The sequence below is a fragment of the Terriglobia bacterium genome, assembly GCA_032252755.1.
Lineage (GTDB): Bacteria > Acidobacteriota > Terriglobia > Terriglobales > Acidobacteriaceae > JAVUPY01.
Map to the genome: position 1 here is coordinate 26719 of JAVUPY010000082.1, position 26209 is coordinate 52927.

General features: G+C 57.5%; 26 protein-coding genes. 22 read left to right on the forward strand and 4 right to left on the reverse strand.

Going from position 1 to position 26209, the window contains the following annotated elements; all coding sequences use genetic code 11:
* Positions 1–696, forward strand: a complete 696-nt coding sequence (locus ROO76_20560; GenBank protein ID MDT8070559.1) for a glycerophosphodiester phosphodiesterase — start codon at positions 1–3, stop codon at positions 694–696.
* Here the strand turns inward: ROO76_20560 and ROO76_20565 are convergent.
* Positions 670–2331 (reverse strand): glycerol-3-phosphate dehydrogenase/oxidase, encoded by a 1662-nt coding sequence (locus ROO76_20565; GenBank protein MDT8070560.1) that lies wholly within the window; start codon positions 2329–2331, stop codon positions 670–672. The genes ROO76_20560 and ROO76_20565 overlap by 27 nt on opposite strands.
* An 80-nt stretch (positions 2332–2411) precedes the next feature.
* Between ROO76_20565 and mazG the strand changes: the two genes are divergently transcribed.
* The 3 genes from mazG to menC all read left to right on the forward strand — a co-directional run bounded on the left by mazG (position 2412) and on the right by menC (position 5312).
* On the forward strand, positions 2412–3302 hold the full coding sequence (mazG, locus tag ROO76_20570) for a nucleoside triphosphate pyrophosphohydrolase (GenBank protein MDT8070561.1): 891 nt from the start codon (positions 2412–2414) through the stop codon (positions 3300–3302).
* A gap of 92 nt (positions 3303–3394) precedes the next feature.
* Complete coding sequence (locus tag ROO76_20575; GenBank protein MDT8070562.1) at positions 3395–4165, forward strand: GNAT family N-acetyltransferase; 771 nt, start codon at positions 3395–3397, stop codon at positions 4163–4165.
* Positions 4166–4169: 4 nt separating this feature from the next.
* On the forward strand, positions 4170–5312 hold the full coding sequence (menC, locus tag ROO76_20580; protein ID MDT8070563.1) for an o-succinylbenzoate synthase: 1143 nt from the start codon (positions 4170–4172) through the stop codon (positions 5310–5312).
* Between the two features lie 35 nt (positions 5313–5347).
* Here menC and ROO76_20585 read toward each other — a convergent pair whose 3' ends face one another.
* Positions 5348–6217, reverse strand: coding sequence for a hypothetical protein (locus ROO76_20585; GenBank protein ID MDT8070564.1), 870 nt, complete (start codon positions 6215–6217; stop codon positions 5348–5350).
* Positions 6218–7011: 794 nt separating this feature from the next.
* Here ROO76_20585 and ROO76_20590 point away from each other — a divergent pair.
* Both ROO76_20590 and ROO76_20595 read left to right on the forward strand, forming a co-directional pair.
* Positions 7012–7458: a polymer-forming cytoskeletal protein gene (locus tag ROO76_20590; GenBank protein ID MDT8070565.1), complete on the forward strand. Its 447-nt coding sequence runs from the start codon at positions 7012–7014 to the stop codon at positions 7456–7458.
* Positions 7459–7535: 77 nt separating this feature from the next.
* Positions 7536–8195: a class I SAM-dependent methyltransferase gene (locus ROO76_20595; protein MDT8070566.1), complete on the forward strand. Its 660-nt coding sequence runs from the start codon at positions 7536–7538 to the stop codon at positions 8193–8195.
* A 67-nt stretch (positions 8196–8262) separates the two neighbouring features.
* On the opposite strand, the gene ROO76_20600 is transcribed toward ROO76_20595, so the two are convergent.
* The gene (locus tag ROO76_20600; protein MDT8070567.1) at positions 8263–8832 is read right to left on the reverse strand and encodes a hypothetical protein; all 570 of its coding nucleotides are present in this window, start codon (positions 8830–8832) and stop codon (positions 8263–8265) included.
* Positions 8833–9034: 202 nt separating this feature from the next.
* Here ROO76_20600 and ROO76_20605 point away from each other — a divergent pair, with 202 nt between their 5' ends.
* From ROO76_20605 to ROO76_20635, 7 genes are all read left to right on the forward strand, one after another.
* The gene (locus ROO76_20605) at positions 9035–9427 is read left to right on the forward strand and encodes a hypothetical protein (GenBank protein ID MDT8070568.1); all 393 of its coding nucleotides are present in this window, start codon (positions 9035–9037) and stop codon (positions 9425–9427) included.
* Between the two features lie 130 nt (positions 9428–9557).
* Positions 9558–10025, forward strand: coding sequence for an NADH-quinone oxidoreductase subunit NuoI (gene nuoI / locus ROO76_20610; protein ID MDT8070569.1), 468 nt, complete (start codon positions 9558–9560; stop codon positions 10023–10025).
* 166 nt (positions 10026–10191) lie between these two features.
* The gene (metH, locus tag ROO76_20615) at positions 10192–13698 is read left to right on the forward strand and encodes a methionine synthase (protein ID MDT8070570.1); all 3507 of its coding nucleotides are present in this window, start codon (positions 10192–10194) and stop codon (positions 13696–13698) included.
* Positions 13699–13789: 91 nt separating this feature from the next.
* Entirely contained in the window at positions 13790–14896 is a 1107-nt protein-coding gene (locus tag ROO76_20620) for a family 16 glycosylhydrolase (protein MDT8070571.1), read from the forward strand.
* Positions 14897–15321: 425 nt separating this feature from the next.
* Positions 15322–16581 (forward strand): tyrosine-type recombinase/integrase, encoded by a 1260-nt coding sequence (locus ROO76_20625; GenBank protein ID MDT8070572.1) that lies wholly within the window; start codon positions 15322–15324, stop codon positions 16579–16581.
* 85 nt (positions 16582–16666) lie between these two features.
* Positions 16667–16945 (forward strand): BrnT family toxin, encoded by a 279-nt coding sequence (locus tag ROO76_20630; protein MDT8070573.1) that lies wholly within the window; start codon positions 16667–16669, stop codon positions 16943–16945.
* Positions 16929–17252: a CopG family transcriptional regulator gene (locus tag ROO76_20635; GenBank protein MDT8070574.1), complete on the forward strand. Its 324-nt coding sequence runs from the start codon at positions 16929–16931 to the stop codon at positions 17250–17252. The genes ROO76_20630 and ROO76_20635 overlap by 17 nt, the downstream gene beginning before the upstream one ends.
* 200 nt (positions 17253–17452) lie before the next feature.
* On the opposite strand, the gene ROO76_20640 is transcribed toward ROO76_20635, so the two are convergent.
* Positions 17453–17716: a helix-turn-helix domain-containing protein gene (locus ROO76_20640; protein ID MDT8070575.1), complete on the reverse strand. Its 264-nt coding sequence runs from the start codon at positions 17714–17716 to the stop codon at positions 17453–17455.
* A gap of 278 nt (positions 17717–17994) precedes the next feature.
* Between ROO76_20640 and ROO76_20645 the strand changes: the two genes are divergently transcribed.
* The 9 genes from ROO76_20645 to ROO76_20685 form a co-directional block, all read left to right on the forward strand.
* The gene (locus ROO76_20645) at positions 17995–18963 is read left to right on the forward strand and encodes a LysR family transcriptional regulator (GenBank protein MDT8070576.1); all 969 of its coding nucleotides are present in this window, start codon (positions 17995–17997) and stop codon (positions 18961–18963) included.
* Between the two features lie 126 nt (positions 18964–19089).
* Positions 19090–19428: a TrbC/VirB2 family protein gene (locus ROO76_20650; protein ID MDT8070577.1), complete on the forward strand. Its 339-nt coding sequence runs from the start codon at positions 19090–19092 to the stop codon at positions 19426–19428.
* A 72-nt stretch (positions 19429–19500) separates the two neighbouring features.
* Positions 19501–19803, forward strand: coding sequence for a VirB3 family type IV secretion system protein (locus ROO76_20655; GenBank protein MDT8070578.1), 303 nt, complete (start codon positions 19501–19503; stop codon positions 19801–19803).
* Positions 19803–22319, forward strand: coding sequence for a DUF87 domain-containing protein (locus ROO76_20660; GenBank protein MDT8070579.1), 2517 nt, complete (start codon positions 19803–19805; stop codon positions 22317–22319). The genes ROO76_20655 and ROO76_20660 overlap by 1 nt, the downstream gene beginning before the upstream one ends.
* Positions 22316–23080 carry a TrbG/VirB9 family P-type conjugative transfer protein gene (locus ROO76_20665; protein ID MDT8070580.1) on the forward strand — a complete coding sequence of 255 codons (765 nt, stop codon included), beginning with the start codon at positions 22316–22318 and terminating at the stop codon, positions 23078–23080. The genes ROO76_20660 and ROO76_20665 overlap by 4 nt, the downstream gene beginning before the upstream one ends.
* Positions 23081–23085: 5 nt before the next feature.
* Positions 23086–24432: a TrbI/VirB10 family protein gene (locus tag ROO76_20670; protein ID MDT8070581.1), complete on the forward strand. Its 1347-nt coding sequence runs from the start codon at positions 23086–23088 to the stop codon at positions 24430–24432.
* Positions 24433–24442: 10 nt separating this feature from the next.
* A complete protein-coding gene (locus tag ROO76_20675; protein ID MDT8070582.1) occupies positions 24443–24742 on the forward strand; it encodes a hypothetical protein in 300 nt (99 codons plus the stop codon).
* 18 nt (positions 24743–24760) lie between these two features.
* Positions 24761–25567, forward strand: coding sequence for a hypothetical protein (locus tag ROO76_20680; GenBank protein MDT8070583.1), 807 nt, complete (start codon positions 24761–24763; stop codon positions 25565–25567).
* A 25-nt stretch (positions 25568–25592) separates the two neighbouring features.
* A partial coding sequence (locus tag ROO76_20685) for a type IV secretion system protein (protein MDT8070584.1) occupies positions 25593–26209 on the forward strand: 617 nt, incomplete at its 3' end.

Here is a 26209-nt window from a genome sequence, read left to right on the forward strand (position 1 = left end):
ATGAACGCCGGCAACAATCGCCCGCTGTTACTCGGGCATCGTGGATGCCGCGTCAGCCAGTTTCCAGAAAACTCCATGAGCGCTTTCCAGCACGCGCTTACGTGCGGGCTGGACGGGTTCGAGTTCGACTTACGGGCCAGTGCAGATGGCCGACTGCCCTGTATTCACGATGACGCGATCGGCGGATACCTCGTTGCTGATAGTCCTTACCACGAACTCTACAAAGGATACTTGAGCTTCAAGCACACCCATGGCGAGCCTATACCGTGCCTGCAGGACGTGCTGCGTGAGTTCGGCCATCTCGCCTTCCTCGATATCGAAATCAAGGTCGCAGGTTTCGAGAAAGCAGTCTTGAAGCTTGTCAGGCAATATCCGCCACATCGATTCGTGATCTCGTCTTTCCTTGCGGAGGTGCTGCTCGACGTCGCCGAGGCGAATCCAGAGGTTCCTTTGGGCTTCATCTTCGATGACGTCTCCGGCTTGCGCGCATATCGCAACGTTCGTGTCAGCTATCTCATGCCCCGACACGACCTGCTGACCCGCGAACTTGTGGAGACATTCCATCGAGACGGATACAAGGTTGTTACCTGGACTGTGAACCGCGCAAGGGACATAACGCGGCTTGCGAGTTGGGGCGTCGACGGTTTAATTTCCGACGACCCTGTGCTGTTACGCAGAACGGTGGATGGGAACTGAGGGATCGTGCGGCATTGGGGCGGCTTCCGGCTTTTTGAGAAACGCAACGCGTTCCAGTTCCGCGTTTTCAATCTGTGATTCAATCTCCCGTTGATCCCACTTCAGGGCCGCTCCAATGCGCTTCGCCGCAATTTGGGTACACTCTGGCGACCAGCAGGTGCCGAGCGCAACGGGGACCCGCCGCAACAGCACATCCGAAAGATTCACGGCATATTCGAACCGCATTGCATGAACAGCCTCGGCGACAACGTGTTCCGTATGGAGGCAGAGCGGCTGCAGAAGCCGTTCGTCGGACGCGGCCAGGCGTAGAATTCCGAGCGCACCCAGGCCATACATCGATGCCGTATGTTGTGCCAACTCTGGCGGCAGACCAGTATTGCGAGCCATCGCATCCGCCCATTGTCGAACCGTCACCTCAATCCCATTCGCATTCGTGATCGGAACCGGCACTTCGGATGTGGCTTGCGGTTGCAGGCCAAGGGCAATTGCGCACTTACGCGCTAGCGAGGCCGCCGTAGTCAGTTTCCCGCCGATGACAGAGATCATCCCCTCAAGACCGTCCTGCTTGTGGTCGTACAGGATTGCCTTGCGCGTGATGGCCGATGGAGCGGCTCCTTCCATGAAGGGTAGTGGTCGGATTCCGGCAAAGGCGTAATGCACGTTGGCCGCAGTGAGTGTGGCACGTGGAAACAATTGGTTCGCCGAACGCAGTAGGTAGTCGATCTCTTCCGCACTGGGGGTTGCGTCCGAAGGATTGCCGAAGTCGGGCACTTCCGTTGTTCCGAGGAGTATCTGCTGATTCCACGGAATTAGAAACAGGGCTCTGCCGTCGATACCTTGCGTGTAAAGCGCTGTTTCAGGAGCGCCCGGAAATTTGGGCAGCACCAGATGCGAGCCGCGCACCCCACCGACGAGCCGACCGTCGGTTGCAACCCCGGTTTCGGCGCACAGTTGATCCACCCATGGCCCAGTGGCGTTGATCACCCATTTGCAGTTGACCGACGACTCATTTCCCGACGACCGGTCACGGAAAACAATGCCGGTGGCTCGCCCCTGCGCTTGCGTTACTTCCAATACCACGGCGTAGTTGCGGATTTCCGCGCCGGCTTTCGCCGCATCGGATATCCACTCCGCCACGAGGCGTTCGGGAAATTCGCATTGTGCGTCATCGTATTCGAAGAGCGACCAGCTCTTGCCGGCGTCCAGTTCTGCTTCCAGTTGCCTGGCTGCTCGCCCGCCTTGGTCCAAGGTCCAGTGGCTTCCGGCAAACCTGCCGTAGAGCCATAGCCCCACTCGAACCTGTAACGCGGAAAAGCGGCTGTTCTTATCAAGAGCCAGAACGAACCGAAGTGGCCGTACCAGGTGTGGTTGCTGTCGAATCAACCGATCCCGCTCCCGCAGGGACTCGCGGACGAGCCCTATTTCCGCGTATTGCAGGTATCGTAGACCGCCATGGATGATGCGGGTGGAACGGCTGGTTGTGCCCGAGGCGAAGTCGTTTTGTTCGAGCAGTAGCACACTGCGGCCGGCACGAGCGCACTCCCGCGCTATCGCCACGCCGTTGATCCCGCCGCCAATCACGACGATGTCGAACTGACTGCCAACAAGCCTGTGCCGGTTGGGAATTTCGCTCACTCTTTGTACGATGCTTCTACTCTGATGCGGGACGTAAGGTCCGCCTTTTCAGCCCGTCCCGAGTCATTTACATTCAATTCATGGCAGATACAGGTGAGAGGTTTGAGCGCGTTGTAGGCATCATGGCAAAATTGCGGGCCCCGGGCGGCTGTCCGTGGGATCGCGAGCAGACATTCGATTCCATCAAGCCCTACACGCTTGAAGAAGCCTACGAAGTGATCGAGGCCATCGACAATCGCGACTGGGATGAACTTGTCGGCGAACTGGGCGATCTCCTCCTGCAGGTGCTCTTCTACTCAGAGATGGCGCAGGAAGACGGGAAGTTCAGCATCGACAAAGTGCTCGATACCCTGTCGAACAAGTTGATCAACCGCCATCCTCACGTCTTCGGCGACGTCGTGGCCGAAACCTCGAGTCAGGTGCTCCGGAACTGGGAGGCCATCAAGGCGGAAGAAAAGAAGAAGCGACTCGAAGAGCGAGGCGTTTTGGTCGAAGAGGAAGAGCAAACTGAGTCGCTGCTCGCCGGCATTTCCAGCAAGGTACCGTCGCTCATGGAAGCACACAAGTTGAGTTCGAAAGCGGCGCGTGTCGGTTTCGACTGGCCAAACATCGAGGGGCTTTTCGATAAATTGCGGGAAGAGACCGGGGAGTTGCGAGCCGAGGTCGCAAAGATTCCGGCTCCCGGGCCCGTCCCGGTTGGGCGCGGCATTGCCGGAGCGAAGGGAGAGACCGTTCCCCCGAAATTGCACCAGCGCCTGGAAGAAGAATTGGGAGATTTGTTCTTTGTGCTGGTCAACGTCGCGCGTTATCTTTCGGTTGATCCGGAATCGGCCCTCCGGAAGACGAACCGCAAATTCCGGCGCCGCTTCCGGTACGTCGAACAGAAGCTGCTGCAAAAAGGGAAAAAGATCGACGAGTCCTCGTTGGATGAAATGGAAGAGCTCTGGCAGGAATCGAAAAAGCAAGTATAGCCGGACCCGCGAGCGACGTAAGGCAGGGACAATCTTTCAGACTTTGACTCTCGTGCTGAGTAGCTGAGAAGCTGAGGAGCTGAGCGGCTCAAATGATTCAGGCCGAACAACGATTTGGAAACTATCTTCTGCGCACGTGTCATTCTGTCGAAGACATGCGAGCTGCACTCGCTTTGCAGCGCGACGTCTGGCACTTCTCCGATGAAGAGTTAGTGCCAGTCCGTCTCTTCGTAGTCGGCGAGAAGGTTGGTGGTCACGTTCTGGGCGCGTTTGACGGCGACCGTATGGTCGGTTTCGCCTACGGATTGCCCGGCTATCGCAACGGACACTCCTACGTGCACTCGCACATGCTGGCCGTTGCAGCCAGTCACCGCAACACCGGGATCGGGCGAGCGCTGAAATTGTTCCAGCGAGACATCGTCCTGAAGCAGGGAATCGAACTGATCGAATGGACCTTCGATCCGCTCGAGATCAAGAACGCCTATCTGAATATCGAAAAGCTCGGCGCTATCGCTCGCCGTTACACGCTCAACCAGTACGGCATCACAACCTCTCCGCTGCAGGCGGGACTGCCAACTGATCGCCTTTATGCCGAATGGTGGCTGAATTCGAGTCGTGTCAGGACGCTGCTCGAGCAGGGTAGCCATCCGCCAATCAAGGCCGAGCAGCACGTCGACGTGCCCGGCGAAATCTACGAATGGAAGGCTGCTAAAAATCCACGCGCGGCACAGGTCCAGTCAAGAAACCGCGAGTTGTTTTTGAAGCAGTTCAAGAATGGCATGGCAATCCTGGGCTACGAACGAAACAGTAATGGCGACGGCCGTTTCCTGTTGGGGCACTGGGAAGAGAAGTTAGGATATTGATTAAATGAAAATCGAGAGCATTACTCTTCGCGAGATTCGCATGCCGCTGGTTCATTTTTTTGAAACCAGCTTTGGACGTACCACCGAGCGCCGCATCCTCCTCGTGACCGTTCACGGCGATGGGATCGACGGATGGGGCGAGTGCACCGCCGGAGAGCATCCCTTCTATAATGAAGAGTCGATCGACACCGCTTGGTACGTCATCCGTGGGCACTTCGCCCCGGCTCTGCTGGGAAAGAACATTGAAAACGGAACCGACTGCCCGCCGCTGTTCGCGAATGTGAAAGGCCATCGTATGGCGAAGGCGGCGACCGAAAACGCCATCTGGGACGCGCTCGCGATCGAAAAGAATGTGCCGCTGTGGAAACTAGTTGGCGGTTCGCTTGCCGAACTCAACTGCGGCGTCTCCATCGGGATTCAGGATTCTCCCGGGCAATTGCTCGAAAAGATTGCCACCGAGCTTGAAGCCGGGTATCAGCGCATCAAGGTCAAAGTAAAACCTGGTTGGGACGTCAACATTCTGGACAAGATTCGCTCGCGCTGGCCGTCGATCACGCTGAGTTGCGACGCAAACTCCGCCTACACCCTTGACGATGTCGATCATCTCAAGAAACTCGACGCTTTCAATCTGCTAATGATCGAGCAGCCGCTCTGGAACGACGACATTGCCGCTCACGCGAAACTCCAGCCCCAGTTGAGGACATCGCTATGCCTCGATGAGTCCATCCTGCACGCGCGCGGAGCCGCCACGGCGATCGGCGCCGGAGCGTGCCGCATTATCAACATTAAACTCGGACGCGTCGGCGGATTCACTGAGGCGATCCGTACCCATGACGTCTGCCAGCGTGCGGGAATTCCCGTCTGGTGTGGCGGAATGCTGGAGTCGGGCATTGGGCGCTCGCACAACATCGCCATGTCCACGCTGCCGAATTTCAAACTACCCGGCGATGTCTCCGCTTCCGCTCGCTACTGGAAAGACGACATCATCGAACCGGCAGTGACTGTCAGTCCGAACGGGACAATCAAGGTCCCGCAAGGGCGTGGGCGCGGATTCGAATTGCGCGAGGACCTCATAGGGAGGCTGACGGTGAGGGAAGAAACCTTCTCTGAGAGGACGCGGACAGCCGATTTCGCAGCAAAAGACTGAGATCCGAATCCGCGTACGATCTGAGGAATCCGCGGCTACTTTTGCGTCACCGCTCCGATGTCGCTATCGACTTTCTTGAGGTAGTTGATCGCTTCCGCGACGCTCATCTTCGGAATCCTCTTGAAATCGTACGATGTGTCAATTTCGTCGATGCGGATGGTCTTAAAGATCAGCGCTTTTCCAGTGAAGTTCAGCCGCATGTAGGTGACTTCCCAATCGCCTTTGTCGACCGGGCGCTGCTCCACGACGAAATGGCCGCCTTTATCGAGACGTCCCAGGATCCCCCAACCAATTGAAACGTCTCTCGTCATCGTGCCGTCAATCTTCACCAGACGCATGTCTGTCCGGTCGATGATCATGTCACCTTCCATCCCTTGAAGCACAAGGGTCTCGCGATTCGGCGCGCTGAAACTTGGATTGGGCGTGAAATGAAGCTTCACGAGCGCGTGCCCGTCTTTCTCCTCGGTACCGGCAATCTGGTAAATGAATGCGTCAGGCAGCGCTGCGACGATTCTCTTGGACCGGTTCTCATCCTCTTTTTGTTCTTTGCGCTTTTCTCGCATCTGCTTGGGATCGAGGAGGCGATTGATTCGGGCGTCCTCCTTTGCGAGATTGTTTCCGGTCAGGGGCTTGCCGTTAACGGTCAGAACCCGGCCAAGTAGCCCTTCCGGAGTCTCGGCGTACTGCCTGAGCGTGGTGCGATTCGGTTTGACCTGCCGAACTTTCCAGGAGTGATACTCGGGGGTGTCGGGCTGATGCAGTTCGTTGTAAACAACTTCTTTGATTAGGATCTGGGGATCCAGAGGTTGTTCGCTGGCTTTCGGCACTTCCTGGGCCGAGCAGCACAGGGCTGATGAGATTAGGAGGGCGAGCACGGCTCCCATCCGTATTGATGGAATTCGCATGTACATCCTGAACTCTTAGATGCTCGTTCTTTTAAGACTACAGCTAACACGAGAGGTGCAGAATCTGCAAACAGAAGAGAGGTTTGGAGTAACGATCCCAAAAAGTGAAGGCCAGCTTGGGAGCCAGCCTTCGTCTCAGGAGGACGTCAAATGCAGTCGACGCGCCCGGAAAAGGCAGTCCCATTCGTCTTCTTGGATTGCAGACCGTGCGGGACCGCTGTTCCCCTGGTTATTCGGTCCCACCCTGAACTGCAATCTACCGGGCGTGCCGACGCAACTCTCAGGGATGCACGTACGGAGCCAAATCAGCTGCCGGCGCACGCCTATTAACGGAATAGTAAACCACGCAAATGCCGATACTTAGCGGCTACAAGAAACATGCGTAACTTTGTGGATGGTGCTCGTTTACGTCCATGATTAGCATAGAGATTCCATGCTTGGGTAAGTTCGTGCCGGGTTCAAGACGCGCGAGACCTTCGAATAGCCGCAGTTGCAGGTGACCTACGCACAATGTACGAACGTCTCCACAAAGGCTATTGCCCGCTTACCTGTGACTTGGGTATAGTGCGGATAAGCCATTCTGGCTAGGATATTTGCGGGCGATTCCTGAACTCGGACTTGGGCCAGGAACTCTGCCGGAGACACAATGGCCTGCTCAAATTTCCATGTGGAAGCCGCGCAAGGAAGAACCAAGACCGTATACGCCACCCAGCCAGCCGCCAGCCCCGTCGGCGCCGGCTGCACCAACCACGGCCATTCCGGCCCGCCAAGTTCGACCCGTGGAGACTCCAAAGATGGAAAACTATCGCTCTGATGTGGCACATATTGGAAAATCAGTTGTAGTGAAGGGCGAGCTGTCTGGCAGCGAAGACCTCTACCTGGATGGCGAGGTGGAGGGGAGCATTGAACTGCGCAGCCATAGTCTCACCGTTGGACCGAACGGCCGGGTCCGCGCCAACGTTTACGCTAAAGACGTGGTGGTACACGGCAAGGTAGAAGGCAACATACACGGATCTGAGCGGGTCGAGCTGCGCAAGTCGGCGGTACTGACCGGCGACATCGCGACCCAGCGCATCGTGATAGAAGACGGCGCGTTTTTCAAAGGTTCTATCGACATCCAGAAAGCAGAAGTGAAAACCGAATCGGCAAAGGCCACCGCGGCGGCAGCCCCGGCGCCTGCGGCACAGGTGCACACTCCGGTTCCCAGCGGCGCACAGGCTTCGCTGAACGATCGCAACTAGCGCATTACCGGCGGTGCCTCCCTCGTGGCTCCGTACCGGATTCCAACGCGGCCAAGCAAGCCGCAATGTAAGGTAACGTGGTCTCAGGGTTCTTCCAAAAGATGTTCGGTGGTCGCTCCGGCGACCAGGCAGTGGCGACGGGACATGCGCAAGGGCGCATCAGCCGCCGTTCCACCGGGTTCCAGGAATTCATCCGCACGATCACAAGTCCAGAAGGTCAGCGCATTCTCGACCTCGGCCCAACCTCACCGTCCAACATCAGTTTCATCACCGGCCTCGGCCACCGTTCTTACAATGAAGACATTCTGCTGGAATCGCACGACCCCGGTTTGCTGATCTCTGCCGACGATGGCAAGTCCAAGCGCATCGATGTCGAGCGATTCATGGCCGAGAACCTGAATCACGAGAAGGCGCTGTTCGACGCGGTCCTGCTTTGGGATGTGCCCGACTACCTCGACGAGTCGCTCGTGAAGGCGGTGATCGAGCGCATTCATAAAGTGACCAAGCCCGGCGCGGCATTACTCGGATTCTTCCATACACGCGACGCCGGTCCGGAAGCGCCTTACTATCGGTATCACATCGCCGACCGGCAGACGCTCGAACTTCAGCGCGGGCCACAGTTCCACCTGAAGCGCGTCTTCAACAACCGACACATCGAGAATCTCTTCCACGACTATGCATCAATCAAGTTTTTCCTCGGGCGCGACAATATCCGCGAAGTTCTGGTAGTTCGCTGACAACCTGCAAACAGAAATGGAAAAAGGCCCTATCAAGCGATAGGGCCTGTGTTTCCCGGTACTTAGTTTACTGCTGGCTGCTGCCCGGCTTGTTGATGTTGGTTGAGCACTTGTCGGCAATTTTGTCGATCTTCGTGACAGCGATGGACGGCCCGCCAGCTGCACCGGCCGCAGAACCAGCGGCACCCGCCGACGTCGTATCCGACGCGCCAGCCGCGCCGGTGTTGTTCATAGCTCCGGTCACACGAACTTCTTCGCCGATGTGCTGGTTCAGCTTGGAAGTATCCGCGCCCGCAGGAATATCGAGCCGGTAGCTGACGCCGGATTTGTCGATGATGTTGAAGTTCCCAGCCGATCCGCCAAGGCAACCCTCAACCGTGCTGCCGGCCGCGGAAGGAGAGGTCTCCTGTCCCGTTTGTCCGGTCTGTGCCCCCGGGACGCCGGGCTGTTGGCCAACTTCGCCGGGCATTCCGGGTTGCTGCTGTCCTGGCTGTCCGGTCATTCCGGGCTGCGAGCCAGGAGTAGATGGATTCTGTGCCCCTGGGTTTTCAGTCATCGGTGGAGAGGTTGGATTCTGCGCTACGGCCCAGCCTGCCGAGATCAGCAAAATCAGAGTGAAGAACAAGAGTTTTCGCATGAGCGTGCTTCCTCCAAAACAAAGTTGACCGTGGCGCAACTTCGATTGTTGATTAGAAGTCACCCGTCAGGGCAGGTTGCCCGAATGTGCATCTCACCGAAGCCTCTCTGTGCCTGCCGCCCTGTCCTGAGCAGCCGGATGCATACCGTTTGAACTTCGGCGTATGATGAGCATCCGCATTCCAAGTTGCTGGAGGCAGCCGATGCCAGGTACCGACCCGTTGTTCGCACCAATGCAGGGGACCGAGCGCAAAAATCTAGGGCACGTTCAGATGGACGTCGCGCGTGTGGGTGGCGGACGCGTTAAGCGCGTCATCTACCCGGCAGGATTCCACTGGGCGAAAGACATGAAGCCCGTCTCGGGCACCGAACGCTGCATGCACGCTCACGTTGGCTTTCTCGCTCATGGTCACGTGCAAATCGAGTTTGAAGATGGCTGTAAACGCGATTTCGTCGCGCCGCAAATCGTCTCTATCGAGCCAGGCCACGACGGCCGGGTAATCGGCAACGAACCCGCCGTCCTCATCGAGTTCGATTTTGAAGGCAATACGGTGAAGCACCTCGGAATGCCGAATGGACATAAACACGAAAATTGAAGGGGAAAGGTACAAGACACAAGGTTCAAGAAGTTCTCGTACCTTGTGCCTTGTTCGTGTGCCTGCTGGGGTTCCTCTCTGCTAGCCCTTCTCGGCCCCAACCATTTATACTGACCTGTTCGCTACGCCTATGGGAATCGTCAAGAACATTGCCGCCATTGCAAAAGGCATGAGCATCACCTTCCGGGAGATGTTTAAGCCGACCATCGTAGAAAACTACCCGGACGGGCCAGGTCCCTTGAGGGGCGCGGTTTTCCAGGAGCGCTTCCGCGGACTGCACGTTTTGCAGCGCGATGAAGATGGTCTCGAGAAATGCGTGGCCTGTTTTCTGTGCGCGGCAGCTTGCCCCTCGAACTGCATTTATATTGAGGCGGCGGAAAACACGGCAGAGAATCGCGTTTCGGGCGCCGAGCGCTACGCCAGGGTCTACAACATCGATTACAACCGCTGCATCTTCTGCGGCTATTGCGTTGAGGCCTGCCCCACTGACGCCATCACCCATGGCCACGGCTTTGAACTCGCCACGCTGAACGCCACGAACCTGGTGATGCGCAAGGAAGACATGCTGCTGCCGGTCGCGGCGCTGACGGCGAAATAGTCAGGGCAACGCCCGGTGTCCCGCATGGCGAAGATGCGGTGCATTATGGTTTCCACTTCCAGCCCATAGCGCTGCGCCCATTCTCCGCAAGCTCCCCAACCATATATCCTTGATTGTTGGCAGCTTTTCTCCGTTTGACCAACGGCTGCTGAGGTCAGGAGCTATTTTGGCGGATTTTCTTTCAGAACTGAAGCGGCGCGTGCTCGTGTATGACGGCGCGATGGGCACCAACGTGCAAAAGCACAACCTCACCCTGGAGGATTTCTGGGGCAAGGAGGGGTGCAACGAGTTGCTTGTGCTGTCGCGGCCGGATGTCATCCGCTCGGTGCACGCTTCGTTTCTTGAGGCCGGCTGCGATGTAATCGAGACCGACAGCTTCGGCTCCACCAGCATCGTGCTGGCCGAGTATGACCTGCAGGACCGCACCCGCGAACTGAATCTGGCCGCGGCGCGTCTTGCCCGTGCCGTCGCTGACGAGTACTCGACGCCCGAGAAGCCGCGTTTTGTGGCCGGCTCCATGGGACCCACCACCAAGCTGCCTTCGCTGGGCCACATCGGCTATGACGAAATGGCCGCCGCATATCGCGAACAGGCTGAATCCCTGATTGAGGGCGGCGTGGACGTGCTGCTGATCGAGACATGCCAGGACCTTCTGCAGGCCAAGATCGCGATGGCCGCCTGCCAGGATGCGATGCGCGACGCTCGTGAGGGCAGGATTCCCGGCACCGGGCGCAACATTGCACTGCAGGTGCAGATCACGCTCGAAGCCACCGGAACCATGCTGCTCGGGTCTGAAATCGGCGCCGCGCTCGCCGTGCTTGAGACCTTTCAGCCTGACGTCATCGGCCTCAACTGCGCCACCGGCCCGGCGGAGATGAACGACGCGGTTCGCTTCCTCTGCCAGAACGCGACCGTGCCCATCAGCGTGCTGCCCAACGCGGGCCTGCCGCAGAACGAAGGCGGCCACGCGGTCTACAAGCTCACACCGGCGGAGCTGGCCGCATTCCATCGACGCTTCGTCTCAGAATATGGTGTGCAAGTGGTGGGCGGCTGCTGCGGCACAACGCCAGAGCATCTGCATGCCGTCGTTGAGGCGCTCAAGGGCGTCGCACCGGCACCGCGTTCCGTCAAGCCGCAATCGACCGCGGCCAGCGCCTTCAGCGTGGTGCCGCTTGAGGTTGACGGCCAACCTGTCATCATCGCAGAGGAGATGAACACCACCACGCGCCTTGAGCACTTTCGCAACATGGTGCGCGCGGGCGACTACGACGGCATTCTCGCCATGGCCAAACGGCTGGTGGTCGAGGGCTCGCAGATGCTCGACCTCTGCTGTGCCATCGTGGGCGAGGATGAGCAGGCCTACATGAATGCGGTGCTGGAAAAAATCGCCACGCGCGTGCCCGCACCCATCCTCGTGGACTCAACCGAGGCCAATGTCATTGAGGAAGCGCTCAAGCGCATTCCCGGCAAGCCCATCATCAACTCCATCAATCTTGAAGACGGCGAAAAGCGTACCAGCCTCGTGCTGCCCATGGCGCGCCGCTACGGGGCTGCGGTCATCGCTCTCACCATCGACGAGCAGGGCATGGCGCTGACCGCTGATCGCAAGGTCGCTATCGCGCATCGCATCCATGACCTGGCGGTAGACAAGTACGGCCTGCGCGCAGAGGATCTGATTTTCGATCCGCTCACGCTGCCCATCTCCACCGGGCAGGAAGACTATCGTTCGGCAGCCATTGAAACGCTGGAGGCAGTGCGGCGCATCAAGCAGGAATTGCCGCGCTGCAAGACGGTGCTCGGCGTCTCCAACATTTCATTCGGGCTGAATGCCTACGCGCGCCGTGTGCTCAACAGCGTGTTCCTCAAGGAAGCAGTGGACCGCGGCCTGGATGCGGCCATTGTCAACTATTCGAAGATTTACCCGCTCTACAAGATTCCTGAAGCTGAAGTAGATCTGGCGCGCAAGCTCATCTTCCAGGACCGCACGGGCGGCGATCCGCTGCAGACCTACATGGCCCACTTCACCAGCATTGGCAAAGGCGCCGTGCAGGAAGAAGAACTCGCGGTCGAAAATCTCAGCATCGAAGAGAAGCTCAAGCAACTCATCATCCGTGGTGAGCGCAGCATCGGCCTGGGAGACGCGAAGCAGTCACTCGAAGAAGCATTGGAGTCCGCACTCACAACCTATACACCGCTCGACCTCATCAATACCGTTCTGCTCGACGGCATGAAGACCGTCGGCGAGCTCTTTGGTGCGCGGAAAATGCAGCTGCCCTCCGTGCTCGATTCGGCCGCGGTCATGAAGGCCGCTGTGGCCTACCTTGAACCGAAGATGGAGAAGTCCGACAGCGGCGGCAAAGGGATGATGGTGCTGGCGACAGTGAAGGGCGACGTGCACGACATCGGCAAGAACCTCGTGGATATCATCCTCTCCAATAACGGTTATCGCGTAGTGAACCTGGGCATCAAGCAGCCGTCGGACGCCATCATCGCTGCCGCACGCGAGGCCCGAGCTGATGCCATCGGGCTCAGCGGCCTGCTGGTCAAGTCAACGCTTGAAATGAAGTACGTGTTGCAGGATCTCGAACGGCTTGGCATGACGATTCCTGTCATCTGCGGCGGTGCTGCGCTCACCCGCAAATATGTTGAAGATGATCTGCGCAAGGAATACGCAGGCCCTGTGTTTTATGCCGAAGACGCCTTTGCCGGCTTGCACGTGATGACGGACCTGACCTCCGACGATTCCGCGGTGCGGGAGAGCAGGGAAGAGGAAGGCAAGACGGTGAAGGTCTTCAGCAAGTCCAATGCGGCCACGCCGGAAATGACCCTGGTCGAGTTGACCACAGAAGGCCGTTCGCCTGTCGTGGAACGGGTTTCCGCAGTGCCCGCGCCAGCTTTCTGGGGACCGCGTGTCTTCAAGAACTACAAGCTAAGCGATGTCTTTTCCTATCTCAATGAGACGGCGCTCTTCAAGAATCAGTGGCAGCTCAAGACCGCCGCGCAAAGTGACTATCTCCGCATGGTCGAAGAAAAGTACCGTCCCATCCTCTTCGACCTGGAAAAGGAAGTGGAGGCCGCAGGCTGGTTTGAGCCGAAGGCGATCATCGGCTTCTATCCCTGCGCGAGCCAGGGCAACGACCTTGTTGTTTTCGATCCGGAGGACTCCGCGCGCGAGCTGGAGCGCATCACGTTCCCGCGCCAGGCGCAGGGCCGCAGGCTTTCAATTGCCGACTTCTTTGAGCCGGTCAGCGCAGCGCAGCGCGACGTGGTGGGTTTCTCCATTGTGACCATCGGCGACGAAGCCAGCCGGCAGACGCAAAAGCTCTTCGATGCAGGCGACTTCACCAAGTATCTCTTCCTGCACGGTCTCTCCGTTGAGACGGCCGAAGGGCTCGCCGAGTTGGCGCACAAACAGGCGCGCGAGTTCCTCTGCATCGCGGGCGAAGACGCGCCCCGCGTCACCGATCTCTTCCATCAGAAATATCGCGGCTCGCGCTACTCCTTTGGCTATCCCGCGTGCCCCAACCTGGAGGATCAGACCAAGATTTTCCGATTGCTCAAGCCGGAAGAGAACATCGGAGTGCGGCTCACCGAGGGCTTCCACTTGGAGCCGGAGCAGAGCACCAACTGCATTGTGGTACATCATCCGCAGGCCAAATATTTCGTGGTTTGACTCCATGAAATGTCGAGTGCGTAGATCGGTGACGGCCGGTGGAGCAGATGGCCTTTCGGTATGAATTTGACCTGTTTGTCTGGAGGTTACGTTGAAGATCGCGGTGGCCGTTTTGTCGAGTGCTTTGTTCTGTGGATGTGGCGGCGTTACTGCGGTGAATGCTGCGCCTGCTCCGCAGGAGGCAGTGCCAATCATCTCTGCTGCGCCTTCGCAGAACGGCGCTGTAATAGTGAGCCTTGCCACCAGCACCACAAACGCCACCGTCTATTACACCGTGGACGGCAGTGCACCCACAACCTCCTCGCAAATCTACCATGCGCCGTTTCTGGTTGTGTCGAACCTGACGGTCAAAGCCATCGCCGTTGCTTCAGGCAGTACGAGCAACGTTGCCAGCCAGAGCTTTGCGCTAAACATCCCGCCGGGCACGTTGGTATGGAGCGACGAGTTTTCCAATTCCACCGGGGACCCCGCTCAGCCGAATCCCCAGGTGTGGACCTACGACACGGGCAACCGCCGCTTCGGCAATCATGAACTGGAAAACTACTGTGCGTGGGGTTCAGACACGGCGCCGTGTTTCACCGCGAGCCCCAGCACCTACGTGGGTGCGGACGGCTCTCTGCACATCGTGGCTCAACGCACGGCGAGCGGTGTGTACACCTCAGCACGCCTTAAGACGCAGGGCCTGTTCAGCTTCCAGTACGGGCGTTTTGAAATTCGCGCGCGTGTGTCGGAGGCGCAGGGCTTCTGGCCCGCGGGTTGGCTGATGGGCAACAACGTCAGCACTGTCGGCTGGCCGGCCTGCGGCGAACAGGACGTGCTGGAGCGCGTGAATGCGGCCAAGACGCCGGACTGGAATGAAGGATCCGTCCACGGAATTGGCTTTACGGGCGACAATGGGCTGGGCACTGTCTTCAACTTCCCCAGCGGTCAAACCGCTGCTGACTGGCACACCTATGGCATGATCTGGTCCAAGGGCAAGGTGGCGTATTACGTCGATGACCCCACTCATCCATACGTGACTTACACGACATCGGACATGAAGAGTCTGCCGGGCGCGGTGTGGCCCTTTGACGCAGGGCAAAGCAACTTCATCCTACTCAACCTGGCCATCGGCGGTGATTGGCCCGGCGCGCCAAACGCTTCTACTCCGTTCCCCGCGGAGATGCTGGTGGACTACGTGCGGGTGTACACGAACTAAGCGTGAGCATCCAAAAGAGTGTTCATCTCCAGGTGCTACCGTAGGCCAATCGTGAGGGAATCGAGATATGCAACGGGCCCTTTTCCGGCGAGAAGAACCTGACGCAATGCATGAACAATCCTGCCGCGGGCCATCCCCAAAAGGTCCGGGTTTCTGATACACTCAATCTTGTTGCAGAAGCGAAACGCACCGTGCCCGCCAGGGTCCGGATGCGGCCGGAAGTGGCAAGCTGGCGGAACGAAGCAGGAACCTGATTTCTTCCGTGAAATTCTCTTCTGCAGACCAGGTAGCACCTGGGGACGTAGCTCAGTTGGTTAGAGCGCTGCCTTCTAACCGGCTACCTTAGGAATCAGTAACTTACCTCCTTGGTGTCCAGTTTGGTGTCCACTCTGATAGACTATTGACCTCGGAGGAGGACGTTTCACATGCTTACTCTCAAACGTCGCGGCTCTCTTCTCAACGCTCCCGATTACGCGGACCGTGTCAACCTCATTAAGAAGATCAAAGTCGATGACGCCTGGCGTTTTGCGCCCGTCGTTCCCGAATCCAATGGCCGACTCAAAGACCGAGTTCGCATTAACGGCGAGATCAAGACCCACCCCGAAGGCGCGTACTACATTGAGTGGCGCGAACGCGGCAGGCGCTGCCGCATCTCGGTCGCTCGTGAGGACGCGGTAGACGAAGCACGCCGCAAGGCAGTCGAGCTTCGGGCCATCCGGGACGGCCTCATCGCCTCTCCCGAACCAGCGCCGCAAGTTGTACTCAAGATCCCCATCGGCCAGGCCATCGACGACTATCTCCGCTTCGTCCGCGTCCATCGCAAGCCAAGAACCTACCTCACCTATCGCTTCACGCTCGGCACCCTGCTCCGTTCGGCCTATAAGAAGAAGCATGTTGAGGACGCGACCCGGCAGGATGTGATCGACTTCATGACCTACTGTTATGAGCAGGGCTTGGGAGCGCGAACGGTCTACGACAAGACCGTGACCGTGTTACAGCTCTTCAAGCGCCACGGCAAGAGCGGACTGATGGAACGCGGCGACTGGCCGAGCTACGTGGATACCATCCGGCCTGTCTACGAGCCGGAGGAATTGATCGCGATGTTCCGTGTCTGTTCGGAAGATGAGGCAACACTGTTGAAGTTTCTGCTTGGATCGGGTTTCCGCGATCAGGAGATCCGTTACGTCGAATGGCGCGATCTGGACTTCCGCAACTGCGAGGTACGCGTGAAGGCGAAGCCTCAGTGGGGGTTCACTCCCAAGAACTGGGAAGAACGGACTGTGCCGCTACCCGAGGGTCTAATGGAACGGCTCAAGCGCCGGAAAGAAGAGCGCAAAGCGCTCCCCAATGATCTGCTCTTCCCCAACGGTCGCGGCAAGCCAGATAGCGAAATGGATATGATCGTGAAGCGGGTTGCGCAGCGTGCCGGGCTCAATTGCAAGCAGTGCGTGACCGAGCACGGCAACAAGTGCAAGGAAGGCCCATACTGCATGAATTTCTTCCTGCACAAGTTTCGGCACACCTTCGCCACCAACCATCTGCGTGACGGCGTGGACATCCGTACCGTGCAGAGCTGGCTTGGGCACCGCGACATCAAATCGACGATGGTCTACTTGAAGGGCATCCGGTCGAAGGACGCAGCCCGGAAAGTCAATAGCGGTGAGCTGGCGACTCTGGTAGCTTGATGCTCGTTCCAACGGAAAGCCACGCGAGGGTGGCTTTTTTGTTGTTTGGTACGGAAATCCCCTGAATGGTATAACAGTTATACTTATGCGGTTTGACTTTGATCGTCGGAAGAGCGCGCGCCTCAGAGCGAACCCAAGGCGAGGCACTGGTTTCGAGGACGCGCAGGAGATGTTCGCGCACCCGTATTACCTGGATCAACGCACTGACCTGCCCGAACAATACCGGGCCATAGGCTGGGTGGGCAAACGGCTGTATACCGTGATCTTCGAGGTTCGCGAGGACAAAGAGGGCGAGTATTACCATCTGGTTACACTATGGAAAGCCACCAAGGAAGAAGAGGAACTGTATGAAGAACATTCCTAAAAATAAGCCCGTCTCTGCCGAATCCATCGCGCGGCTTGCCGATGCCGGAAAGAGCGTATCTCCCTTCTTTTCCAACAAGGGCCGCATGATGGGACCGATACAGCGGGTGAACGTCGATTTTGCTTCGCCGATGTTGGAAGAACTCGACAACACGGCGAAAGAGTTGAACATCAGTCGGCAGGCTGTCATCAAGACGCTGGTTCGGCAGGCCCTCGATCACCATTATCTAGCCGGGCAACAGCTAAATAGCCGGGTGCGCAGGGCCGTAGACATGCTCGATATGAATCAAAGCCGCAGCAAGGCGTGACACGGCACGTACACGAAACATCCAAAACAAATGAAGATGGAGAATGCGGCGCTTATAAAACGCGCATAGGCTTTCAAATCGCCCCACACGGGTCGCAAACCTGCCAGGCGTAGAAAAGCGAACGTTCCACTCGTCTCAAACGTCATTCCTTATTCAGAAGGAATGACGTTCTGCAGCAGATGAAGGAGAACGTCGCCGGATTACGCACTATGCTGATTTTCTGTGCGGCTGGGCGAGATGTGCGCAGGCGGCTTCTTAGCGGCATCGTCCACACGGTACTTCAATCGAAGCCATTTGGCGACCTCTTGAGGATCGAAGCGCAGGGCCGCACCGACCCGAAAGCTGGGAAGTCGACCCCGCGCTGCCATACGGTATATGTGTTTATCGTCCACACCCAGGATCTCGGAAAGTTCGGCTACTTTCATTGCAGAATGCCGCGATTCGAATTCCTCGACAAGATTCATTTTCTGCTCCTTGGGCAGTTCCGAGTATGGCGAACTCCTGTACAAACCAGAATTACGGCCCAACCGTCGACAATGTCCAATACTTATTACCTATGGGGCCATCGCTGGTGCCGATGACCTCTCCAAGAGACCGTTCCATTTCGGGAAAGATTGCCTATTGACGTAGGAATTGGGTGGCTGTTTGTACAACGCTTTCCTGGATATGCCGCACCTAACTGAATGCACAACCTGAGGTTCCCCCGATATCGAGGCCGCAGACGATCCAGGGCAGGTGCAAGGTGTACGAGGGACCTGAGTTCCGCCACCTCCGTTATTTCGTTGCGATCGCGGAAGAATGTAACTTTGGAAGGGCGGCGGAACGCCTGCATGTCGCCCAATCTTCCTTGAGCACTCAAATCAGACAATTGGAAGATGGCCTGGGCGCAAAGCTTTTCGTTCGCGGACCCGCCGGAACCGCTTTGACGCAAGCTGGACGCGATTTCCTTTCGTATGCAAAGCAGATGTTGGCGCTCCGTGACCGCGCCGTCCAGAATGCATCTTTGATCCATTCCGGCATGCAAATACCACTTCGGTTCGGCTACTCTCCCTTCATCAATCACGAGTTCGTTCGGGAGGCGCTCAAGGGGTATAGAGAGCTTGTCCCAGAAAGCCGGATCGAGCCGTCGAGCGAATGCTCCGGGCCACTTTCGGCCATGGTGGCCGAGGGCCGTTTCGATGCTGCGCTCGTGAGTATGCCAGTGGCTGAACCGGACCTCTTCATCCAACACGTGTGCACGGAGGAACTGCTGGTTTGTCTTCGGGCGGACGATCCGCTTGCCGAAGGCAAAAGCATTCCGAGGGCGGCGGTTCAAGGGCGACTGAAGGTGCTCTTCGACCGGATGCATCATCCTTTGCTCTACGACGAACTGACGCGAAAGTTTGCGAAGGCCGGCATAGATCTGCAACTCTCCGATTTCGTTCAAGCGCCATCCGAGATGCAGTTTCTAGTTAAGGAGAGGATTGGATTCGGATTGGTGCGAGACAGGGTCCCACTCGATACAGAACTTACCAGGCGCAGGATTGAAGGTCTCCCCTTGCGGATCAAGACAGCGTTCGTGTGTCACCCGGCCCAGCAGCGGCCTGTACTTCCACTGCTCGCATATCGATTGTCCAAGCTATGCACCGATATGCAAGAAATGCCTGGAGCAAAACGACCCAGCGGGCGAATCATCGAGGGTGACCTGGCGCAACTCCGGATGTTTGGCTGAATGTTTCCAGGCGTTCGCGGGTCATCGGCGGCAGCGATGACCCCATCGCTAATAAGTATTGGACAGCGGTCCAATCGGCTCCTACTCTCACCGCATATCACGGCTGAAAAGCCGTTGGAGGTGCCGATGTCTCGCAAAATTCCATCCATTTTTCGTCTTCGTACCGTCTGGCAACGCACAAAGCTTCTGAAAACGATGAGCCTGGTTGTCTTCTGTCTCTGTCTGTTCCCGTTGGTCGCATATGCGCAAGTCGGCGGCTCACCCTTCGATACCGGCTTCACCGCACTTGAAATGCTCTTCACCGGAACCGTCGCCAGGGTCGCCAGCCTGATTGCGATTGTGATCGGCGGGTATGGCTTTGCACATGGCGAACCCGGCGCGAAGAAGGCGCTCGCTGGGGTAGCCGCAGGAACCGGGATTGCCGTTCTCGCTGTGAATGTCCTGAGTTGGCTCTGGGGTGTGTAAACACACTTCGCCCATCCACTCTCAACCATCCATTGCAGCGAGCACAACCAAAGCCGGAACAACGGGGGGGTTATGGCAGACAGGAAGCCGCACCCACGACGAGTCAATCGGGTCTTCAAAAGTCTGCATAAGCCCCTCACCTATCTGGGCGTCGAACGCGGACTGTTTTATCTGGTCTGCGTTGGCGCGGTGGGCGCATTCAACCTTTTCAACAGCATTCTCGCAGGAATCGCAGTCTTCATCGGGGGCTACGCCTTCGGCCATTGGGTGACGAACAGCGATCCGGCGTTTCTTCGCATTCTCGCCAAATCGGAGAAGTACAAACTGCGCTATGACGCCGCCAAGCAGAACATCCCGCGCGTGGAGGTGGTCTGATGTTCCGCATCGACAAGGCCATTAAACCGTGGAAAGAGGCGGCATCGCTCAATGACCATCTCAACCTCTACGGTTTCTGGAACGAGACTTCCTTTCTTACAAAGTCCGGCGACCTCGGCACGGTGTTGCGCGTTCGGGGCGTGGACTACGAGAGTCTCGATTCCGGGGAGCAAGAATACGCCGTGAAGCGGCTGGAGGCGGCGCTCAAAGCGTTCGGCCCCGGTTTCCACGTCTATCAGTATCTCTTCAAGTCCAACCGTCCAGAGATTCCGTTCCGCAGATATGACGACCCCATTGTGGAGGCCGCCATCGACCAGCGGCGGCAGTTTTTCGAGGCGCAGCGCGACCATCTCTACCAGGTCGAAATCCTTTACTGCATCGTGCTCGAAGGCGCGCGATCGAAGACAGGACTGGGCGCAGCGCTGGCCCGGCTCATCAGCGATCCCGCTGGAGCCGTTGGCGAGATAAAGGCGCAATTTACCAACGGCAGCATGAAGACCTTGCTGCGCTCGCAGATCGAACATGACCTTACCCAACTGGAGCAGCGCGTCCAAGCTTTCAGCCGTCAGCTTGCCGATTTCATGCAGATTGAAGTGCAGGATCAGCAAGGTCAACTCCACTTCCTGCGCCGGCTACTCAACTATGATGACTGGCGAATAGCGGGTAAGCCCCAGTCCACCCAGTTTCTCGATTATCAAGTTGGGAACAGCAATATCGAGGCAGAGCGCGATCATTTGCGCGTAGGCGACCACTTCGTTCGCGTGCTGACCATGAAAGAGGCGATGACAGAGACGCGGCCCTTGGTGCTGGATTCGTTGCTGAAGATCCCGGCCAACTTCTATGTCGTCACCGAATGGACGCCACTTTCGACGGACAAGGCGCGCAAGGAAGTGAACAAGCGCCGCCGTCACTTCAATATGTCGAAGACCGGCTTCGTTTCGCAGATCGGCAATGACGCTACCAAGACGAATCCACGTGATGTGCTGGTCGATGAGTCGAAGCAGGCGGACATTGAAAATCTGGGCGACTGCCTGCGCGCTCTGGGAGATGGCCAATCGCTAGGCGATTTTTCCCTCACGATTGTGCTGTACGGCAAATCAAGGGCTGAGCTTGACCAGCTCGTGGGCGAGTTCACCGGCATCTTCACCAACGCGGACGGCAATCTCTTCGCCGAAACGTACAACCATCTCAACGCCTACTTCGCCTGTGTACCAGGAAACTATGCGCTGAATCTCCGCAAGCTGTATCTGCTGAACTCCAATTACGCCGACCTCAGCTTTCTGTTTACGATCCTGCAGGGTGAAAAAACGAACCCACATCTCGGTACGGAGTACCTGGCAGTGCTCGAAACCGACAACAGCACGCCGTACTTTCTGAATCTGCATAACGGCGAGGTGGCGCACACGCTTATCCTCGGAATGACCGGCTCAGGGAAATCGTACCTGTGCAGTTTCTTGCTGCAGAATGCTCAGAAGTACGCCCCGCTCACGTTTATTTTCGATATCGGAGGCAGTTTCCAATCGCTCACCGACATCTTCGGCGGCTCATATCTGAACGTCGGCCAGGAATCGCGGGACTTCACCATCAACCCGTTCTCGCTTTCACCGACCAAGGAGAACCTGCAATTTCTCTTCAGCTTCTTTCGCGTGCTGATTGAGGGCCAAGATCATGGGAGCGCCCAGCGTTACCGGCTCGACTTCAAGGAAGAACGCAAACTGTGGGACGCCATCGAGCGGACATACATGCTGGAGCCGGACCAACGCACTCTCTCCAACTTCACCAACATCATTGGCGAATTGAAGGAACGCCTCCATCGCTGGACGGTTGCCGGCCAGTACGGATTTCTGTTCGACAATGCTGAGGATACGCTTTCGTTCTCGCGCTTCCAGACCTTCAACTTTGCTGGCTGGGGCGATGCTCCCGATGTGTTGGAACCCTTGTTGTTTTATGTCCTTCACCGGGCCTCGAATGAAATCACCGATCCGAAGAAGCTGGCTACGTTCAAGATGTTTCTGCTAGACGAGGCGTGGCTGTTTATCAAGAACGACACTATTCGAAACTATATCGTCCAGGCGCAGAAGACGTGGCGCAAGCACAACGCCGCGATGATCCTGGCCACGCAATCCATCAAGGAATTGCAGGAGTCGGGCATGTTGCAGATCGTCTCCGAAAGCTGTCCGACGAAAATCTTCCTGGCGAACCCGGAGATGGACCGCGATGTGTACCGCGAAGCATTTCATCTGAACGACACCGAACTGAATCTGATTGCCGGACTTGTTCCACCCGGTCAGATGCTCATCCGCAAAGCGCAGTCGTCCAAAAAGGTCCAGTTGAATGTAGATTCCGTTTCGCACTGGATGGCAACCAACAATGCTCGCGACAACCTGAAGAAACGCGATTACTTTGAGCGCTTCGGCATCGCCGACGGCTTGCGCCGTCTCGCGGAAGATTTTCCCTTCCAGCCCCGGACAGTGGCGGGGCTTGTAACTGCCAACCGTAAAGGAGCGAATGTATGAACCGCGTATTCATTGCCATCGCCGGGGCTGCCCTGGCCCTCACCTCCGCTGTGGCCGTTGGCCAGGACGCTTCGGCCCGCACCGTACAGTACCACTCGCAGGACATCGTTCCCATCCACGCGAAGTTGAAGTACACGACGCTGATTGAAGTGCCGCCGACGGAGAAGATCATGGAGGCGGCGACCGGCGATAAGGATTTCTGGGTGGTGGATGTGGTCGGCAACTTCTGTTTTGTCCATCCGGCCAAAGCAGGTATTTCCTCCAATTTGAATCTGATTACCGATAAGGGCAATATCTATAGCTTTACTTTGCAGGACGTGTCCGGCACATCCGAAGTGCCGGACTTGAAGGTATTGATTGTGCCCGCCGATCGCTCCTCCATCGTTGCATCGTCCGGCCCGGCGCAGTATGTTCCCGCCGTGCAATTGGAGCAGTCGAAGCAGCAGCTTGCCGCGCTTCAGTCCCATGTCGAGCAAGCTGTCGATGCGTATAAAAGCGCTTATCCGCTGCAACTCAAATTTGACTACACTTACAAGGCGAACGAGGCCCCGTTCGATATCCAGTCGATTTATCGCGACAACAAATTTACCTATATCAAGACGAATGCGCCGGAAAAGTTCTCTGTGTATGAGATGAAGGATGGCAAGCCGAACCTTATCAATTACGACCTTCGCGAGGGGACCTATATCATCCCGAAGGTCATGGATTCTGGCTATGTGGAGCTAGGCAAGAAGCGGATGGAGTTTTCGCGCAAGGGGTGACGGCGATGGCTGACCAAAAAGCAAAACCACCGGCAGACCCTGATATTTTCGATCTGCCCGAACTCCATCGCAGGCTCGTAGAGCCGAAGGGCGTGCTCCAGAAAAACCTGAAGATATTTCTTTACCTTGGAGCCAGCGTACTGGTGATCATCGCGGCGATCTTCAGCGCCGGTGGCAAGAAGCCTGGTACGCAGGCCGGGAAGAACCAGCCGCCGCAGCCGACGGTGCAGGACAATACCGATAACAATGTTGCCGATTTGAAGAGCCAGCTTCAGGCCGAACAGTTGAAGGAACAGCAGCAGGCAGCTATCGCTGCCGCCAACGATCCCAAACTTGTGTCTGCGACCCCCGCGCAGCTGGCCGCCGCCGCATCGTATGGTCCTACAGGCCAGTCTCGCGCTTGTGTTCCAGGCCAGCCTTGCCCGCAAGCCGCAACCGGGCAACAGAACGGTGGCCAGCAACAACTCACTCCAGAGCAACAGCAGGCCCAGCAACTCGCCGCCAAGGAACGGGAGCTTCAGTACAACTCCCGGTTCGCGTCGAACCTTGTTTACACCCGGCCTGACGATGCTTCCCCGAAGCGAGAACAGACAACGCAAGCGGGAACCACGCCAACCGGCTACGCCCCGCAGCCGAACCTATACGGCGCGCTTTCAGGTCATCCGGGAAGCAGCTTGATTGCTCCCCGAGCGGCAGGCGAGCCGCCGGCGCAGCAAAAGCGCGCGCCGGAAGTGAATCTGGATTCCGCCTTAGGCCAGCCGTATGTGATTTATGAGGGCACGACCGTCGATACGGTCCTGATGAACAGGCTCGATGGTGATGCCGTTGGGCCGGTCAAGGTGCTTGTCTCCAACCCCTTGTATTCGCATGACCATCAGCACGTCCTCATTCCCGACGGAACCATCGTGCTGGGCGAGGCAAAAAAGATTGGTGCCGCCGGATTCGGCCAGCAGCGCCGCCTCGCCGTCGTCTTTCACCGCATGATTATGCCGGACGGCTACTCGGTGGACCTTGACCAGTTCCACGGGCTGGACCAGATCGGCGAGGAGGGGCTGAAAGACAAGGTGAACAATCACTACCTTCAGATCTTCGGAACCTCCATTGCTCTTGGCGTCATTGCAGGAGCAGCCGAGATCACGCAAGGCGGCGGCGCATTCACTGGTTCCGGCTCGCAGGAATTCACGAACGGAGCCGCCGGCAGTGTGTCCGAGTCGGCAACCACGGTTCTCGACCAATTCCTTCAGATACCGCCGACCATCACCATCCGCGAAGGGCATCGCGTTAAAGTCTATTTTACGGAGGACATGTTGCTGCCCGCTTACGGCAACCACACTATTCCACAAACGTTTTGAGGAGGAATTTATGGAACACATTCGCGCGATTGTTACTGTTGGACTGGTATTCGGAACCATTGCCATTGCTGGATGCAAGAGCAAACAACAGGTGGCGGCCCAGCTACAAGCCGAATATAAAACAGCTTACGCACAATACTACAAAGACTGCATTGCTCCCGCTTACGGCGGGGCAAACGAGTATTTCACGGGGAAAAAAGCTGCACCTCCAACCCCGGCCCAGCAGCAGGCGAAGCAACAACAATGCGCTGTGGAGGGGGCGAAGGTAAGCAAACTTCAGAAGCAAATAGACAAAGCCGCGGGGTATTAACCGAAGAGGAGAACGGATATGAGACGCATCCCCAATAGCATCGCAACTCTGGCGATCCTTCTCGCCGGAGCCACCGCAGCCCAGGCACAGTTCGGAGGCGTCGTCTTTGATCCCACCCAATCCGTTCATGCCGTCCAGCAGATTATGCAGGCCAGCCAGCTCTACACCACTACTATGCAAACGACCCAGAACGTGATCGCGGCCTACAATTTTGCGAAACAGATGGCCAGTTCGCCCGCGAGCCTTTACCAACCCTATCTATCGCCCTCGACCTACTGGCAGACGCTCGACCAGACAGCCAATACCTACGGCAACTCGCAGGCGGTGATTAACGCCGCCAACACCGGGGTCAACGCCCAGGCCGCCTATCAGCTTTCGAGCGTGCCCCGTACCGGGATAGATCCCGACTACAGCACCCTCAGTACGACGGGCCAGCAGCAGATCGCGGCGCAAGCGGCCACTACTGACCTCAGCGATGCGGTCGTTGAAAGTAACCTACAGACGCTGGGCACCATGCGCGCGAACGAAATCCAGCGGGAGCAGGACATCTCCGCGCTTGAGAACGCGAGTCATTCGATGGACCCAGCGCAGCAAACCGATATGGCCACCATGCAACGCATCAACCAGGCCATGCTGCTGCAACTTCGGCAGCAGCAGGAATCCAACCAGATCCAACAGGGGATTGCGCTGCAACAGATGATTACGTTGAAGCAGCGGCAGGACGTGATGAAGCAGGGGTTTCAGGACGCCGCCGGTTACAGCCAGTATTACCAAGCGAACATCGCTCCGGCCCATGACGGCGAAGCACAAGGTCTGATGTACTAACCACCGATCGAGAGCGAGGCAGTCTATGGGATATGGCGCAATTCACTGGATCACGCAAGGCTGCGATGCGCTGACCGCCAGTGCTTCGCCATCCGTCGATGCACTGGGCCTCCACATCTGCATTGCGCTCGCCACCATCATGCTGGTCTGGTTCGGCGTGCAGGAGGCGCTGGCTTCCGCGCAGGGAGGACCGGGGTTCAACATGGGGAAGTTCCTGAACTTCTTCATGCTCATCACCTTTGCCTACGTGATGGTGAAGTTCTACGACGGCGTCATTCCGGGTATCGGCTACTCGCTCCGGGGTTTCATCGACGGCGGCGCACAGAACCTCGTCACGGTCATCGGCAACGACAGTGTGACGAGCATTCAACAAACGCTCGACCAAGCGTCTGCTAACGGCGGCCCTGGCATCGTCAAGGTGTTGATGAGCCCCTATTACTCTTTGGTCTACGTCATCATTCAGGTGCTGCTGGCGATATTTAGCGCGGCGGTCAGCGCCATCATTGCCTACGGCGCGGTTGGACTTGCAGTGGTCGGTCTGCTTGGCCCCGTTTTCATTCCCTTTCTCGTCTTCGACAAGCTCGATTTTCTTTTTTGGGGATGGCTGCGCGCCTTTATCGGCTTCTGTTTTTACAAGGTGCT

Coding starts and splice junctions, on each gene's coding strand:
- ROO76_20560 (MDT8070559.1), top strand. CDS start 1: ATGAACGCCGGCAACAATCGCCCGCTGTTACTCGGGCATCGTGGATGC.
- mazG (MDT8070561.1), top strand. CDS start 2,412: ATGGCAGATACAGGTGAGAGGTTTGAGCGCGTTGTAGGCATCATGGCA.
- ROO76_20575 (MDT8070562.1), top strand. CDS start 3,395: ATGATTCAGGCCGAACAACGATTTGGAAACTATCTTCTGCGCACGTGT.
- menC (MDT8070563.1), top strand. CDS start 4,170: ATGAAAATCGAGAGCATTACTCTTCGCGAGATTCGCATGCCGCTGGTT.
- ROO76_20585 (MDT8070564.1), bottom strand. CDS start 6,217: ATGCGAATTCCATCAATACGGATGGGAGCCGTGCTCGCCCTCCTAATC.
- ROO76_20590 (MDT8070565.1), top strand. CDS start 7,012: ATGGAAAACTATCGCTCTGATGTGGCACATATTGGAAAATCAGTTGTA.
- ROO76_20600 (MDT8070567.1), bottom strand. CDS start 8,832: ATGCGAAAACTCTTGTTCTTCACTCTGATTTTGCTGATCTCGGCAGGC.
- ROO76_20605 (MDT8070568.1), top strand. CDS start 9,035: ATGCCAGGTACCGACCCGTTGTTCGCACCAATGCAGGGGACCGAGCGC.
- nuoI (MDT8070569.1), top strand. CDS start 9,558: ATGGGAATCGTCAAGAACATTGCCGCCATTGCAAAAGGCATGAGCATC.
- ROO76_20625 (MDT8070572.1), top strand. CDS start 15,322: ATGCTTACTCTCAAACGTCGCGGCTCTCTTCTCAACGCTCCCGATTAC.
- ROO76_20630 (MDT8070573.1), top strand. CDS start 16,667: ATGCGGTTTGACTTTGATCGTCGGAAGAGCGCGCGCCTCAGAGCGAAC.
- ROO76_20635 (MDT8070574.1), top strand. CDS start 16,929: ATGAAGAACATTCCTAAAAATAAGCCCGTCTCTGCCGAATCCATCGCG.
- ROO76_20640 (MDT8070575.1), bottom strand. CDS start 17,716: ATGAATCTTGTCGAGGAATTCGAATCGCGGCATTCTGCAATGAAAGTA.
- ROO76_20650 (MDT8070577.1), top strand. CDS start 19,090: ATGTCTCGCAAAATTCCATCCATTTTTCGTCTTCGTACCGTCTGGCAA.
- ROO76_20655 (MDT8070578.1), top strand. CDS start 19,501: ATGGCAGACAGGAAGCCGCACCCACGACGAGTCAATCGGGTCTTCAAA.
- ROO76_20660 (MDT8070579.1), top strand. CDS start 19,803: ATGTTCCGCATCGACAAGGCCATTAAACCGTGGAAAGAGGCGGCATCG.
- ROO76_20665 (MDT8070580.1), top strand. CDS start 22,316: ATGAACCGCGTATTCATTGCCATCGCCGGGGCTGCCCTGGCCCTCACC.
- ROO76_20670 (MDT8070581.1), top strand. CDS start 23,086: ATGGCTGACCAAAAAGCAAAACCACCGGCAGACCCTGATATTTTCGAT.
- ROO76_20675 (MDT8070582.1), top strand. CDS start 24,443: ATGGAACACATTCGCGCGATTGTTACTGTTGGACTGGTATTCGGAACC.
- ROO76_20680 (MDT8070583.1), top strand. CDS start 24,761: ATGAGACGCATCCCCAATAGCATCGCAACTCTGGCGATCCTTCTCGCC.